The organism is Paenibacillus sp. 01T431, assembly GCF_056398625.1.
In genome coordinates this window covers 204,059-219,138 of sequence record NZ_JBFTPT010000008.1, presented here as the reverse complement: position 1 = coordinate 219,138, position 15,080 = coordinate 204,059, and the positions used below count along the sequence as shown (strand labels likewise).

Genomic DNA, 15,080 nt, shown 5'->3' with positions numbered 1-15,080 from the left:
CTTTCGAGTGTAATAGCAAAGGATCTTTGCTTTCTTCATTGTAATGCGCTTTCATTTTTGAAAATTGTATTTTTCAACGATTTGTAGTACTTTCTTATCTTCTACTTTTTTAACCTTAATCGTACCCAATGGAGGTTCGTATGAATAAGCTCTCTGAGCTGGTTGTTTTTGGCCAGCTTCTCTCTGATGTGATTGAAATCCCTGTATTTATCATTCATCCGGGTCGGACAATTGAAGCGGAGTTTGTAGACCGTTCGCTTCACTCTAATCCTTACTTTACATCCATTCGTGAACAGGTAGCCGGCTACGCTTATGCGCTTTATGCTGCAGAGCAGCCGGTTCATTTTACCCGATCACGTCTCCAATATTTTTTTGTGAATGCGATGGATGAGAACCAGCTTACTGGTACGCTTGTTGTTGGTCCGTACATGAATGAGAAGCCGCAAGAGGGTGAATGGAACGAGACAATAAGCTCCCTCCCCATTGATAACCGGAGGCATTTGCTGGAGTTGTACGAAGAGATTGCGCTGCTCTCCACGGAGCGCATAGCCGCATGTAGCCGAATGATTTATTATGTACTTCGCAGGCAGCTCGTTGATTCGTCGATCAGTCTTCTAGCGGATGCAATGTCGATGCAGGAACCGGTTGTGGAGAAGAAAGAGCCGGATGCTGAGCTGTCGCGAAGACGTCGCAGCGGTATGCTGCACGCCAACCTGTCGCATGAGCGTGTCATGCTGCATTATGTGCGTAGCGGAGAGCGGGAGAGAATAAGAACATTCGTCATGGAATCCATTATTGCCGAGGACGAGTTTGGCGTGCTGGCCAAGCGGAGCAGGATTCGAAGCGAGAAGAACCTGATGATTACGGGAATCGCCCTGATTTGCCGAGCTGCAATTGAAGGAGGAATGCACGAGGAGGATGCGTTTACGCTGAGTGATTTCTATATTCAGCAGCTGGAAGAGAAGGATACGCTGCAAGCAATAAGCGCCATCATGACCGAGGTGCTGTTCGACTTCGTTGACCGGGTCTCGGAGGTTCGCCGGGGTCACTACTCACCCGCAATACAGGATAGTCTTCACGAAATCGCTAACCATTTATACGGTGACATTACTCTTGAACGGCTAGCCGAGAGTGCGAATCTTAGCCCCAACTACTTGTCGAGCTTGTTCAAGAAGGAGGTTGGACTGACTATTTCCGAGTATGTCCAGCGTGAACGGATTGAGGAAGCGAAGAGGCTGCTCACACTGACCGATTACCCGATTACCGATATCGCAGCATGGCTGAACTTCAACGATCAAAGCTATTTCAACAAGGTATTTAAAAAGTGGAATGGAATGTCGCCGAAGGCATATCGGAAGAGCGAAAGGCGTCCGGCGCAAAAATATTCGGAATGAAGTGTAAAAAAACACTTACATCGGGGATAAATATTTTGTTATAATACCAAACAGACCAGTCGGTATGGTTTTGGGGGAGGTGTTTTAAATTGCATACAAAATCGCTAATCATTGAGAAGGCTACCGTCCTATTTCAGCAAAAGGGATACAAAAGTGTAGGTCTGAATGAACTTTTAAAAGTCTGCAACGTTACAAAAGGAGCGCTGTATCATCATTTTCCAAATGGTAAAGAAGAGCTGTTAATTGCTTGTTTGCAAGCTTTAAACGAAGCCATTACGACAGATATCGAAAATATTTTTAGAAGGTATCCATCAACCATAGAAGCCACACAAGGCATGATCGAAAAACTAATTCACAACTTAGAAACAGAAGGTACGATTACCGGTTATACATTTAGCAGTATTGTCAGTGAAATGGCCACAGTGAGTGAGCCTGTCCGCAAAGCATGCAGTGTGCTGTATGAAAATATTCAATATATTTACTATGTGAAACTTATAGCTGAAGGTTATTCTGATGAATCAGCTGCTGCTATTGCCTTGATGATGACTGCTACAATCGAAGGTGCTATGCTGCTTTGTTTAACGCAAAAATCATCAGCTCCCTTAAAAACGATCGCTAAAATGTTGCCAAATGTATTGAAGACCTTTAATACAGAAAATTAGTTATGTTGACTGTATCTGATCTGTATTTATCGAATGATTAAACAAAGAAATGTCTTTTGAAAGGAAGAAAAGAATGAACTTAGAAACAAGATTGCCGAGAAACGGAAAAGAGGGAGCGTTGTATGGTGCAATTATTTGTACATTGACCGTTCTGTTTATGACGTCATTAAATATAATTTTAGCTTCCCGAGAATTTAATGGAGAAGTTGCCTTCATGATTCTTAAAACGTTACCAATCATGTGGATTATTGTCATGATTTTGGAACCTGTGTTTATTGGCCGTATCGCCGAAAAATTGGTTGATAAATTTACTGAACCTACGGACAGCTTTAATACCAAAATTATGTTCCGTATCTTATTTACTGTACTAGGAATGTCAGCTTGTATGACGCTTATTGGTCATATTGTAGGAAACGGTTTAAGTTCAGAAATTTTTAGCAACTTCTTAACCAACTGGCCAAGAAACTTCTTAATAGTACTAATTGCAGAGAGCTTAGTCATTCAACCCATTGCGCGATTAGCGATGGTAAAACTACATGCTGTCCAAGACAAAAAGGTGATGGAGTGTTGATGTGTTCGCAACCATATCGCATTTAAAGCAACAATACTGAAAACATAAATAAGCTCTCAGTCGAACGAATCAGTTCTACTGAGAGCTTATTTATGTTTTCGGAGAAGTTATTCCAGATCTACGAGCTGGTCCGTATTTTGATGCAAACGGAATAGCTGAGAAAGCTGCTTGGCGAGAAAAAGCGGCGTATAAGGCATATCATTGCGAAGCCAGCAGACAATTGTACCAATAAAGGCGGAGGAGCCGTACCAGATTGCAATATCTTTGGATACGATTACGGCCGGTTTAGATGAGTTGTTGTTTTGGTACTCTCTTCTGCTGGTGATAAGATCAACAATTAAATTCGAAAGCTTATCCGTGAAGATTGGTATGCGCTGCGAAGCGAGCAGAACCTTATAAAACTTAGAGTTCTCAGCAATATGCTCGAGCACTTTAAGCAGAATGGACCAATCCAAATCAGTAGAACGAGGCTGATTTCGAATGTCATGAAGAATAGTATGTATTTCATTAATCATGTCGTCTGATAATCTCTCAAGCATTTCCGGAATATCTCGGTAATGAAGATAGAAAGTAACACGATTGATGGTCGCGCGTTCCGCAATACGATTCACCGTTATTTTTTCTAGATCCGTCTCCTGCAGCAAATCTACAAAGGCATCTCGAATCAATTGACGCGTGCGAAGTACACGTGGATCCATTCGCGGTGATGTTGTTGACATAGGTACTCATTTCCTTTCCCTACAAATGATTTAAACGACAAGAATAGTTATTTATGTAGTTTATTCTCGGTATAGACGACAGAATCTAATGATCTGTAAACTAATAAACATTTTCAAAAAATCTGTAGTTTGTAAATTAGGCGCGATGTAATTATAATCTTTTACATTGAGTTTATTATACTACAAAGTGTTTATTAAATTCACGAACAATTTGAAGGGATTGAACATCATGAGTACAAGTTTAGCTTTTGACAGTAATTCAATTAAGAAAGGTCCCTTATTGTTTGTCATGATACTGGGTGCGTTCATCGCAGTTCTGAATCAGACGATAATGAGCGTTGCGCTGCCAGAGTTGATGATTGACTTTAGCATTGAGGCGTCAACAGCGCAGTGGCTGACAACCGGATACATGCTGGTTAACGGGGTACTTATTCCAATCACTGCATTCTTAATGCAGCGTTTTACGACCCGTGAGCTGTTTCAGTCTTCCATGATCATTTTTCTCGTTGGTACGATTGTTTCGGCAGTTGCGCCTAACTTCGACATTTTGCTAACTGGCCGCCTTATTCAAGCCGCTGGAGCGGGGATTATTATGCCGCTGTTAATGAATGTTATTCTGACCGTATTTCCTCCGGATAAGCGCGGAGCTGCTATGGGAATGGTTGGATTGTCTATTATTTTTGCTCCTGCAATTGGACCAGCAGTCGCTGGTTATATCATGGAGCATTATTCATGGCGTACGATGTTTTATGGAATGCTTCCAATTGTCGTCCTCATTATTGTAGTTGCTTATATTTTCCTGAAAAATGTAGCTGAACGAACCTATCCTAAAATTGATATTTTGAGTGTCGTTCTGTCAACAGTCGGATTTGGTACCGTTCTTTATGGCTTCAGCAGTGCTGGAAGCAAAGGCTGGTCAAGCGCAGAAGTGATTGCATCGCTTGTTACGGGTGTGGTTGCCTTGATTTTGTTTACATGGAGACAGCTGATTTCGAAGGATCCGCTTCTGGATCTAAGAGCTTTTAAATACAGCATGTTTTCCCTAACCACCATTATTAATATTGCTGTAACCATGGTCATGTATGCAGATATGATGCTGCTTCCACTCTATTTGCAAAGTGCACGTGGATACACCGCTTTGGAGTCAGGCTTGCTTATGCTCCCTGGCGCGCTTCTAATGGGACTAATGATGCCGATAACAGGAAAGCTATTCGACCGGTTTGGAGCAAAATGGCTGTCCATCATCGGTATGGCTATTACGATTATCACAACGATCGGCTTCGTTAATCTGACCGATTCGACTAGCTATACGTATTTAGTGCTGATGTCCACAGGTCGGCGCTTTGGTATGGCGATGTTCCTGATGCCAATCACTACGGCGGGTCTGAACCAACTGCCTGCAAGATTAAATGCGCACGGTACTGCGATATCCAACACCATCAAGCAGGTAGCTGGCGCAATAGGTACTTCTCTGCTTGTTACGGTTATGGCTAGCCGGACAAAGGCACATCTTCTAGATATCTCTGCAGCAGGCGACGCAGCTAATTTTTCGAAGGAGCATATTATGATGGAGGCTTCTATTCAAGGTATTAACGATGCGTATCTTGTCATCATTGGAATCGGAGTAGTAGGTCTGGTGCTTTCCTTCTTCATTAAGCGTGTAGGGCAAGCCGAGGAAGTAGAAGAAACTAAAATAGCTCTGAACCGAAAAACAGCTGTTGAGGCGTAAGGAATAACGGTAGTCAAGTTTCCTAAATGTTTGCTCATTACAAATTATTAAGAAGAGCCTCGTGACTACTCACGAGGCTCTTTTTTGGCTTGAAATCATCTAACTGGATTCGCGTAAGCATGCTGTTTTTAAATAAGCAGCAAAGCTCTTAATATTCATCCGGATATGCCGATTATTGCCTTCAAGCTTGCTCATCATAATGCCGCCCTGCATGATGGAAAGGGAGAAGGTAGCCAGCGCCTCTATATCAAGGTCTTCTTTGAACTCACCGCTTTGCACACCTTCGGATATAATTTTTCTTTTGGCTTCCAGCGTACCTTGCAATGCTTGCTGGGCTTTCTCGCGTAGGCCTGGATGACTGTCGTCGCTTTCGATAGCAGTGTTGAGGAGGGGGCAGCCCCCGATGAAGGGAGGCGCTTCAACGACTTTCTCGTATATATTTAAATATGCCAGCAGCTTGCCAGAGGCCGTTTCCTGCTGACTGATTGCATGAGCAAGCTGAGCCCCAACAATACGCCCGGCATAACTAAAGGCTTCATATGCAATCTCATCTTTACTGGAAAAATGACGATAAATGCCGCCTTTCTTAATGCCTGTCAACTCTGTTATATCAGATAAGGATGAGCCCGAATATCCCTTTTGGTTAAAAAGTTCAGCGGCTTTCGTTATGATGTAATGGCGTGTCTTTTCACCTTTCTCCATCGTCATCCCCCTCGTACGTAACTGTATTTGTACACGTAGTATATCAAACGAATTTGCACTCTTGCAAAACATAACATCTATGTTATCATAAAAGATACCGAACGGTATCTTTTATGAGCGGCAGGGGTGAAACGATAATGGGCACAACATGGTTTAAGGAATCCAGCTATGCATGGATTGGATTAGGGTCTCTTTGGATTATTGGATTTATTGGTGCATTGACCAGGTTCAGCATGTCTTTTTTTCAGGTGCAAATAGCAATGGATTTACAGATTAGCAGGGGATTTATTTCGATGGCATGGTCGACTAATTTATTAATTACAGCGATATGCGCTCCTTTGGGTGGCTGGCTTGTAGATCGTTACGGTGCAAAAAGGATATTGTTTATAAGTGCAGTCTTGAGTACCTTGGGTACTGGCGTTGTCGTGTTAGGGAACCAGCCTATCTTGTTTTTCATTGGATATGGTGTAATCTCTGGTTTAGCTGGTATTGGGCTGACGACAAGTTATATATTGATGTTTGAATGGTTTAGGCATCATCGTGCTAAAGCAATGGCACTGCTTGGGAGTGCTTCCTCTGTAGGATTAGCGATTATTACGCCAATTTTCGTATCCGCGGGATGGCTGACTTGGAAGGATGCCTTTATGGCTTCTTTTGCCCTAGGAATAGTTGTGACATTACCTGTTATTTGGCTTGGAATTAAGAGCTCTCAACAGCAAAATATAAATAAAGCTCAAACGGATCATCCAGTAGAGGTCGTAGAGCATGATATACCGCTTAAAGTAACAACATCACCTAAGAAATTTGTCTATCTTCCTATCTTTGTCGTTGTCGCTATTGCGCTGTTTACCTGCGGTATTAATATGGGTTCCGTCGAAATGAACTTGGTAGCTATACATCAGTTGGCAGAAGTGTCACCAAGCATGCTCGCCTTATCCATGAGTATACTTGGCATTATGGAAATTACGGGGGCTCTCTTTTGCGGCTATTTTCTAGATCGATACAATAAATTAATGATGATGTCCATATTGTATGGCATACGTATTTTGGGTTTTATTTTCCTCTTCATGCACTTGGGAAGCTCACCCATTGTATTTGCAATTGCGTTTGGAATTACTTATTTAACCGCAGTACCCGGAGGAATCCTTGTCATTAATGAATTTGCAAAAGGGAAAGGAAAACATACGGGAGTCCTTCTTCTATTCCATCAGGGAGGCGGTATAGTGGGAGCATTAATCGGAGGCTTATCTTTCGATTATTTTGGGAGTTATCAGAACCTGATTGCCGTTGACATTCTAATCTGTATCCTCGTAACGCTGGGGTACTTCATATTATTTACGACCCATAAACGGAAGCTTCGAATCCCCAATAATAAGGTTGCAGCAAGCAAGGCGCTTTGAATTATTTTAAGGGCAGGTGCGCTTTAAAATTGGCTTTCTAGATGATATGCTGAACCGTAAAGCGGTACTGATGAAAGGATAACGAAATGAAAAGCATATTGTTTAAGTATATGACTAAATTCACGTCTCTTAGCGATGAGGAACAACAGGCTATCGTTGATGACATCCTTATCGAGGAATATAAAAAGGGAACAGTACTCCTTAGACAAGGAGATGTTCCCACAAAGTGTTATTTCGTGCTGAAGGGCATTGTCAGACAGCACTTAATAGATGAAGCGGGAAAAGAGGTTACATCGAATTTTTTCACAGAAGAGCAAGCCGTATCGATTTTTAATCGTCATCAGCAAAATAAGCCGTCCGCGTACACCTTAACTTGCCTTGAAGATTGTATATTGGTGGTTGGGGAGCTCGATGATGAAAAAGGCATGTTCAATAAACACTTACAACTCGAATCAATGGTACGCATAATGGTAGAAGAAAATCTGGGTGAGGTGCAAGATGAGTTGACATCATTCATTGCTTCTGCACCTGAAGAACGCTACAAAGCGCTATTACGAAAAAGGCCTCATCTCGTCGATCGTGTACCCCAACATCAATTGGCAAGCTATCTTGGCATAACGCCAGAGTCATTAAGCAGAATCAAGAAACGGGTCAACACCAGCGATAGTTAAGGAAGCTATTTTTCACTTTTGGGAAGTTTTCCTCCTCTGAGCAGCAGCCAAACTCCAAAGCCTAGCTCTCCTGCAATCATTGGCGCCATAAATACGACATTAAGTACATCAATTACCCCATCGTATTGTGAAAGAAACGTTTTGCTAAGGTGAACGACGATATAGCCTATTGAAGCAAGCAGCAATAAAATGCTGATCACTTTAGGAATACGGTTTGATTTTAAAGCCACATAGCCCACAATGAACAAATGCCCGCCAAAAACGATCAAACCAATAGACCAAATCGATTGGAATGCCTCAAGAAATAGCATCATAAGTGACTGCGTTTGTTCGATGTTGAATGAGACCGACTGGTCTGTATTTTTCGAGAGCAGAAATACAAGAATCAAGTTTAAAATGGCAATACCGAGTATTGTCGTATAGGTAAGACGGAGCCATGCACCTAGCAAGGAAAGGCTTTTATTCAATGGCTCTAGGAACACATAAAAAGCCCAGGTGACTAGAATGTCAGAAATCATAATGATGACCCAGCCAAAGATTTCGCCTTTGAAAAGGTTATTTGATGCTACGATGTTGTTGAATGTGGTGCTGGCATCGCCTTCCACAATAAGGCTCCCATGGGCAAAGCCATAGGAAAAAAATGAGGCAAGAGTCATGATGATGAGTGAAATGCCAGCCGTTAGTGCAGCAGTTCGCTGATTTGATTTTTCTTGTACGGTGATAGTCATAAGAAAGCCTCCTATAGATCCTGTATTGTTTTCATTTTAACTAGGAGGAATATGACCGGTCATTGACTTAAATCAAGGAAGAGGGATTTATAAATTCATGAATACGCCTCAAACCTATAATCAATCGGTGGATTACTGGAAGCAATATCAGAAGTTTTTTCCTGAAGAAATGCAGATAAATGAAAACGGATTGCCAAAAGAAGAATGGATGACTTGGAACAATGTTCATATTCATCTGGATCGAATGCTTGCTCCGGATGCAAAATTAAAAATTATTTTCATCCATGGCGCTGGCGGGAATGGCAGGTTGTTGGCCCCATATGCACGAATATTGCAAACATATGGTTATGAAGTGGTATCTCCGGATCTGCCGCCGTATGGCTTAAGCTATGCAAAATCGGTAAAACAATTAGATTATCAGCTTTGGATTAACATCCTTACTGCATTGATTGATGAAGAATTGAAGCGGGACGGTAAACCGATTATCTTGCTGGGTACTAGTATAGGAGGCATGTTAGCTTATCACACCGCTGTACAGAGTAGGCAAGTGAAAGGATTAATTGCAACAACATTTGTTGATACGAGTGATTCCAGCGTTCGTGATCAATTAGCTCCTAACAAACTCATTAGCCGGTTGGGGAAATTTTCGTTGGACAGTTTTCCTAAGCTGTTTGATTCCTTACATATCTCTGTTAATCGTGTATCTCGTATGAAATTAATTACGAACAATGTCGAATTGACCAAGCTTATTATGAATGATGCTCATGCCGCAGGAACGAAGATCCCTTTACGCTTATTAAGAACTTTCTTAAATATGAAACCGGCAATAAAACCTGAGCATTTTGATGTTTGTCCGGTTTTGCTCGTCCATCCTCAATTGGATCCTATGACTCCGTATAGCTTCAGCAAACCATTTTTTGAAAAAATAAAAAGTGAAAAGGAATATGTAGCTTTAGAAGGGGCAGGCCATTTTCCAATTGAACAACCGGGGCTAGAGCAGATGAATGCTGCGGTGCTTTCTTTTTTGAAAACAATAGAGAACGAATAGTAAGTAGAACATCTATTCATATCGACTTAAAAAAGCCCTTTTGCGTAAAGCAAAAGGGCTGATATACGTTCATATGCTGTACGATTCTATCGCGATGGCGTTTGTCCCTATTTTTCTTGTGTATTTTTCGATACCAAATTGTACCATTGCATGATAATTATTAATTTGATAATATTTAGACATCAAATAGTTAGACATCTAAATAAATATTACTTTATCGTGAGTGTCTCTAAGGAAGGGGTTTACGAATAATGGGAAGAATGAACGAGAAAGTGGCGCTTATCACTGGAGGAGCTTCAGGCATAGGCTTGTCCGCAGCTAACTTGATGGCAAAAGAGGGAGCAAAAGTAGTCATTGCCGACTTTAATGCTGAGGGGGCCAAAGAAGCTGCCGAAAATATTAAAATCCAAGGCGGCGAAGCCGTAAGCGTATTTCTTGATGCCGGGGACGAAGTGTCCATTAAGGAAGCAGTTGAATTTACGGTACAACAATATGGTAAAATCACGAGCCTGTTCAACAATGTCGGCTCGACAAACCTGAAGAAGGATATAGATGTTGTTAACGTTGATCTGGATGAGTGGGATCGGCTTATGACTGTTAATTTAAAGAGCGTCTTACTCGGCTGCAGATTTGCTATCCCTCATATGATCCATGCTGGTGGAGGCTCGATTATCAATACAGCTTCTATGGCGGGTTTTCATGGAGATGCAGTTCGGGTTGCATACGGAGCTTCGAAGGCAGGCGTTATAAATCTTACCAAATATATCGCTACCCAATATGGGAAGAATAACATTCGTTGTAATGCAGTAGCGCCTGGATTGATTTTGACGCCGGCTGCTAAAAATAATATGCCCTCGGAGGTATTGGGTATCTTCGCTAAATATAACGCACTGCCTTATCACGGAGAACCGGATGATATTGGACATACCGTCCTGTTCCTGGCTTCAGATGAATCCAGGTTTATTACGGGACAGACGATTCAGGTTGAGGGAGGGCATTATATTGCAAACCCATCCGTCCCTGATTTCGAGCAATATATGAAACTGGCACAGCATCAATAACAGCTGAAGCTTGCGACTGAAGCGGCTAGCCAAAGTATGCTGACATGAATAATGAAAATGCGGTTTTAATGATAGGAACAAATAGCAGATCAATCAAATTACGTTAGGAGAATGCGATATGGGGAAATTGGACAATAAAGTAGCAATTATTACTGGCGGGGCATCGGGTATAGGCGAACACATGGTTAATCTGTTTGCACAAGAAGGAGCTATCGTTATTGCCGCAGACATTAATGAGGCAGCTCTTGAATTGGCAAGTCAAAAACAGAATGTTTACGGTATGAAATTAAATGTTGCCTCTGATGATGATTGGCAGGCGCTGGCAAAGGATGTTCATGATCGTTTTGGTAAAATTGATATTCTCGTCAACAACGCAGGCATTTCTTCTGAAAAACCATACGAGCAAATCAATATCGAGGATTGGCAGAAAATGCTCTCCATTAATGGGTTTGGCCCATTTGCCGGGATGAAGCATGTCACTCCCTATATGGCAGCCCAAAAGAAAGGCTCCATCGTTAATATTTCTTCGTACACGGCTTTGATCGGCCAAGGCTTTAATCACTATTCAGCCTCTAAGGGTGCAGTTCGCGCGATCTCTAAAGCGGCGGCTACAGCTTTTGGGCGTCAAGGCATCCGGGTAAACGCACTATTTCCGGGGATCATTGAAACACCAATGACACAAGCTTTAAGCACTTCAAAGGACCTGTTAGACCGCTTAATCCAGGCCACACCTCTACAGCGTTTAGGCCAACCTGACGATATTGCTCAAGCAGCGTTGTTCTTAGCTTCTGATGATTCTTCGTATATTACAGGATCTGAGTTAGTAATTGATGGTGGATACTCAGCTCAATAATGTGTAATATGATGACAGCCCTTAATTTTAATTAAGGGCTGTCATTTATGTGCACCAAGGAGGTCTTTATGGAAGAGCAAACCATCTTCAATCTCATACATAACATGGATAAATTCACCAATAAAATGATTATTCAGTGGAACAAGTCATTCAATGAGGACTTAGGTGTTTCTCATGTGCTTGTGCTCGGCCATCTTAAACAAAACGGAAAGAGCAGGCCATCGGACATTGCAAAAATATTAGGGCTTACCCCGCCTACGCTTAGTTATTTATCGGAAAAACTTGTCGCCAAGAAATTAGTCGTCAGATTAATGGATGAGTCTGATCGTCGAATTATTTATTTGGGCATTACCGACAAAGGTGCAGATATTCTTAAAAGAGCACAGCTGGAGGGGCAACGGCTGCGTACAAATCTATTAGACAAATTGACTGAGCAGGAGCGGGAGCAGCTAGCCAACCTGTATAGTAAGCTGAATAAAGAGGACTAGATTTTCTGTATACGCAAGATTGTGGTTGCGGTGAATAGTACTGGTGTTTGTTAAAAAGAGGATAGGTAAAGCTTTGTAGCTACCTATTATTTAAAATATGCCTAAGACTGTCCAAAGGACGGTCTTAGGCATGTTCTTGTTTATGCTTATTTCTTTAATTGTAGCAAATTGATAATGATAGTTACTGCTTCGGCTCTTGTTGCCGTATCGTTGGGCACAAATAGGTTGCCGCTGCGTCCGCTTATGATTCCCAATTCCTTCACTGCGGCTACTGAACCTTTTGCCCATGCTGGAATTTGGCTATCATCAGCAAAATTTGTCACTGTAGCAGCTGTTGTATCTGCTTTAGCAGCTCTAGCCATCATAACCGCTAATTCTGACCGAGATATGCTCGCTGCTGGACGGAAGCTGCCGTCTTCATAGCCATTTACAATCTTCGCTTCGGATGCTTGCGCAATGGCCTTCTGAGCCCATTCTGCAATAGGATCTGTGAAGCTCAGTTTTGTATCATTGTCGGCAGGTTTTAGCGCATTCATCAGCATAACTGCAAATTCAGCGCGTGTTACTGTAGCATTTGGTTTAAACGTTCCGTCGCTATAACCTTTGACGATCCCTTTGCTTACCGCTTGTTTAATCTGAGCTTCCGCCCAATGTCCTGTAGTATCACTAAAGTTGGACGAGTCTGATACTGGCAATCCCGTTGCTTGGTCTACAACGAGTACAGCATACTTCGTAAAGTGATCAACCTCTACAGCAATATGGCTGCCGTTAATTTTGCCGCCATTAACCTTCACCCATTCCTTCTTCACTTCATCAAAGTAGAAGATTGCGACCGTTTGATTACTGTTCAGTTTGGCTGAATCGAATGCAAACGTCAAAGTAACGGGTTTATTGAAGTTTTCAGGGAAGTTTTTTAGAACCTCATAGATCGAGCTCGCGAGAATCTCATGTTTGCTAAGCAGATTTTGAGAATTTAATACTTTCTCAATTGTTAATTTTAGCTCCTTGCTACTAGCACTGGCTGGAATGGTTATAATGAGCTCATTGTCCAATCTAACCTCGCCGGCTCTTCCAATAGGAAGCGTTAGGCTCCCATTCGTGGAGATGACTGGTTCGGAGCTGTTGCTTGAACCACCGCCGTTATTTCCATTGTCTACTGTACCATTGTCTTGAGCAGCTCTTGTTATCGTTGCTGTATATTTAGTTCCAGTGCCGTCCTGAGCAATGACGAATAGTTCAATCCGATTGCTGCCTACATTAAGGGGAAGCTCACTGCTTGTTTCTCCATTTGCTAAGCTAATCGGACCTGCTACAAGTACATTGGCACTATTGTATACACTTGCTGTCACAGTGCCATACGTTGAATCACTGACCGTAGCTGATATGGTAATGTTGGACAAAGAGTTAGGCACATTGCCCGTATAGGCGTATACATTTTCGCTTACCGTTTGATCTAATGTCACATTGCTTAAGGTTAATGTTTTCAAGCTTGCACTAGAGCTCAATGTTCTAAAATCAACCTCATTACCATAGCTTACTCCAATTTCATTTATCACATATGCACGTGCATAATAGATTGTAGCGGATTGAAGTCCTGTGAGATGAACAGAAAAGGCTTCTGTCCCATCTAATTCAGCTGCGGATTTTCCATCTATTACAGTAGGATTCGGATGAGTGGAGTATACGATTCCCCGTTCGGCAACCTCGCCGCCACCATCTGAAGTTACTGTTCCTCCTGCGACAGCCGACATAGAGTTGATTTGACTTACCTCTAGGTCCGTTTCAACAGTTGCAGGCTGAATAGAGGAAGCTACAAAACGGTAAGTATTGGAGTAAGTTGTATAACCATCGTCATTCATAGCTTCAACTTTCCAATAATAGGTTGTTCCTTCTTTTAACTCTATTTCGAATTCCTTCATATCTAAGTTGTTTTCTGCGATATGTTCAATACTCCACCCAGAATTAAATTCAGGATCATTACCTAAAATGAATTCATACGAAACGGCATTGGCAGCAGTCTCCCACTGGAAAGTTGGAGATAGGGAAGCGAATGTACCATCTGCTGGACCTATGAGGTGGGTATAACCCGGAAACAGTTCATTATTCAATAAAATCGGCTCATACTGAGCATGACGAATCATTGTATAGCTGCCTTGATCATCCGGAATAAATTGAATGGCTTGCTTCTCAGTCAGGCTCTTCTCTCTCAGAGAATACGTTACATAGTCGCCAATGTCACTTTCTTGTATTCCGATTAAGGCACTTGAACCAAATGATTTATTAGCTAAACTGATTCTGATTTCTTTATCGTCTGAATTGGTGGCCATAAGATTAGGGTATTGCAGTTGAATAACATTAGTAGATTCATATAAGATGACTTGGAAGGTTCCGAAGGGGTTCATATTAGAGTTGCAACAAAAGCGCATATTCGTATATTGTAATACAAATTTCCGATTTGGTGCTTCTCCAATCGTTTTGTAGAGGACTGTACCATCCAGCTCTAGCGAAAGATCAGCCAAAAAAGCTGTAATATAATGATTGGGACTCTCCAAAGGCAGTTCTTCTAAGCTTTCAGGTGTTCCGAAATCATTGGTAGGATTGTTGAACATGAGGAGGCCGTTGGTATTAGCATAAACCTGTTCATTTTTTGTCCCGTAGAAATCAAACGAAAATCCAATAGGAATAGCTCCGGACACACCATCATCCCAATCATCAAAGTCTATCTTGGTTGCATCCTCATAAATGGACTCAATAGGTTGATTCGCTGGTAATGCACTAGCAGCGTAAGCTTCTGAAGAATGTAGGGTAGACCCCCAACTTACCATAACCACAAAAGCTAAACCTAGCAATAAACCTTTACGTATGTTCTTGACTATCCGCACGTTTTACTTCCCCTTTTCCCATTTCAAAATGATTGGCGGCTCTAAACTTACGCAGTTCTCCCGCATCATTTAACGCCACTATCAAATATAAATTATTATTCAAGTTACAAATAGTGTGCGTTGTCACCAGTTTTGTCATATGACAAGTTTATTTATAGAAGGCAATATGACC

15 protein-coding genes are annotated in these 15,080 nt (G+C 41.9%); 10 read left to right on the top strand and 5 right to left on the bottom strand.

Going from position 1 to position 15,080, the window contains the following annotated elements; genetic code table 11:
- Positions 1–140 precede the first annotated feature (140 nt).
- The 3 genes from AC1DM9_RS16720 to AC1DM9_RS16710 all read left to right on the top strand — a co-directional run bounded on the left by AC1DM9_RS16720 (position 141) and on the right by AC1DM9_RS16710 (position 2,627).
- Positions 141–1,394 (top strand): helix-turn-helix domain-containing protein, encoded by a 1,254-nt coding sequence (locus tag AC1DM9_RS16720; RefSeq protein ID WP_441878207.1) that lies wholly within the window; start codon positions 141–143, stop codon positions 1,392–1,394.
- Positions 1,395–1,483: 89 nt separating this feature from the next.
- Positions 1,484–2,056 carry a TetR/AcrR family transcriptional regulator gene (locus AC1DM9_RS16715; protein ID WP_441878209.1) on the top strand — a complete coding sequence of 191 codons (573 nt, stop codon included), beginning with the start codon at positions 1,484–1,486 and terminating at the stop codon, positions 2,054–2,056.
- 73 nt (positions 2,057–2,129) lie between these two features.
- The gene (locus AC1DM9_RS16710) at positions 2,130–2,627 is read left to right on the top strand and encodes a DUF2798 domain-containing protein (RefSeq protein ID WP_441878211.1); all 498 of its coding nucleotides are present in this window, start codon (positions 2,130–2,132) and stop codon (positions 2,625–2,627) included.
- Positions 2,628–2,734: 107 nt separating this feature from the next.
- Here AC1DM9_RS16710 and AC1DM9_RS16705 read toward each other — a convergent pair whose 3' ends face one another.
- Positions 2,735–3,346: a TetR/AcrR family transcriptional regulator gene (locus tag AC1DM9_RS16705; protein ID WP_441878213.1), complete on the bottom strand. Its 612-nt coding sequence runs from the start codon at positions 3,344–3,346 to the stop codon at positions 2,735–2,737.
- Between the two features lie 229 nt (positions 3,347–3,575).
- Between AC1DM9_RS16705 and AC1DM9_RS16700 the strand changes: the two genes are divergently transcribed.
- Complete coding sequence (locus AC1DM9_RS16700; protein ID WP_441878215.1) at positions 3,576–5,075, top strand: DHA2 family efflux MFS transporter permease subunit; 1,500 nt, start codon at positions 3,576–3,578, stop codon at positions 5,073–5,075.
- A gap of 99 nt (positions 5,076–5,174) precedes the next feature.
- Here AC1DM9_RS16700 and AC1DM9_RS16695 read toward each other — a convergent pair whose 3' ends face one another.
- Positions 5,175–5,777 (bottom strand): TetR/AcrR family transcriptional regulator, encoded by a 603-nt coding sequence (locus AC1DM9_RS16695; RefSeq protein ID WP_441878217.1) that lies wholly within the window; start codon positions 5,775–5,777, stop codon positions 5,175–5,177.
- A gap of 137 nt (positions 5,778–5,914) precedes the next feature.
- Between AC1DM9_RS16695 and AC1DM9_RS16690 the strand changes: the two genes are divergently transcribed.
- Together AC1DM9_RS16690 and AC1DM9_RS16685 are read left to right on the top strand one after the other, a co-directional pair.
- Positions 5,915–7,177: an MFS transporter gene (locus AC1DM9_RS16690; RefSeq protein WP_441878219.1), complete on the top strand. Its 1,263-nt coding sequence runs from the start codon at positions 5,915–5,917 to the stop codon at positions 7,175–7,177.
- A gap of 86 nt (positions 7,178–7,263) precedes the next feature.
- The gene (locus tag AC1DM9_RS16685; protein WP_441878222.1) at positions 7,264–7,848 is read left to right on the top strand and encodes a Crp/Fnr family transcriptional regulator; all 585 of its coding nucleotides are present in this window, start codon (positions 7,264–7,266) and stop codon (positions 7,846–7,848) included.
- A gap of 5 nt (positions 7,849–7,853) precedes the next feature.
- Here the strand turns inward: AC1DM9_RS16685 and AC1DM9_RS16680 are convergent, their stop codons facing one another.
- Positions 7,854–8,576, bottom strand: a complete 723-nt coding sequence (locus AC1DM9_RS16680; RefSeq protein WP_441878224.1) for a DUF4386 domain-containing protein — start codon at positions 8,574–8,576, stop codon at positions 7,854–7,856.
- A 127-nt stretch (positions 8,577–8,703) separates the two neighbouring features.
- On the opposite strand from AC1DM9_RS16680, the gene AC1DM9_RS16675 reads away from it, so the two are divergent.
- From AC1DM9_RS16675 to AC1DM9_RS16660, 4 genes are all read left to right on the top strand, one after another.
- On the top strand, positions 8,704–9,624 hold the full coding sequence (locus AC1DM9_RS16675) for an alpha/beta hydrolase (protein ID WP_477581132.1): 921 nt from the start codon (positions 8,704–8,706) through the stop codon (positions 9,622–9,624).
- A gap of 251 nt (positions 9,625–9,875) precedes the next feature.
- Complete coding sequence (locus AC1DM9_RS16670) at positions 9,876–10,685, top strand: SDR family NAD(P)-dependent oxidoreductase (RefSeq protein WP_477581130.1); 810 nt, start codon at positions 9,876–9,878, stop codon at positions 10,683–10,685.
- 118 nt (positions 10,686–10,803) lie between these two features.
- Positions 10,804–11,538 carry an SDR family NAD(P)-dependent oxidoreductase gene (locus AC1DM9_RS16665; RefSeq protein ID WP_441878232.1) on the top strand — a complete coding sequence of 245 codons (735 nt, stop codon included), beginning with the start codon at positions 10,804–10,806 and terminating at the stop codon, positions 11,536–11,538.
- A 68-nt stretch (positions 11,539–11,606) separates the two neighbouring features.
- On the top strand, positions 11,607–12,026 hold the full coding sequence (locus tag AC1DM9_RS16660; RefSeq protein ID WP_339205714.1) for a MarR family winged helix-turn-helix transcriptional regulator: 420 nt from the start codon (positions 11,607–11,609) through the stop codon (positions 12,024–12,026).
- A gap of 146 nt (positions 12,027–12,172) precedes the next feature.
- Here AC1DM9_RS16660 and AC1DM9_RS16655 read toward each other — a convergent pair whose 3' ends face one another.
- Both AC1DM9_RS16655 and AC1DM9_RS16650 read right to left on the bottom strand, forming a co-directional pair.
- Positions 12,173–14,908: an S-layer homology domain-containing protein gene (locus tag AC1DM9_RS16655; protein ID WP_477581128.1), complete on the bottom strand. Its 2,736-nt coding sequence runs from the start codon at positions 14,906–14,908 to the stop codon at positions 12,173–12,175.
- Positions 14,883–15,047, bottom strand: a complete 165-nt coding sequence (locus AC1DM9_RS16650; RefSeq protein WP_441878237.1) for a hypothetical protein — start codon at positions 15,045–15,047, stop codon at positions 14,883–14,885. The genes AC1DM9_RS16655 and AC1DM9_RS16650 overlap by 26 nt, the downstream gene beginning before the upstream one ends.
- Between the last annotated feature and the right edge of the window lie 33 nt (positions 15,048–15,080).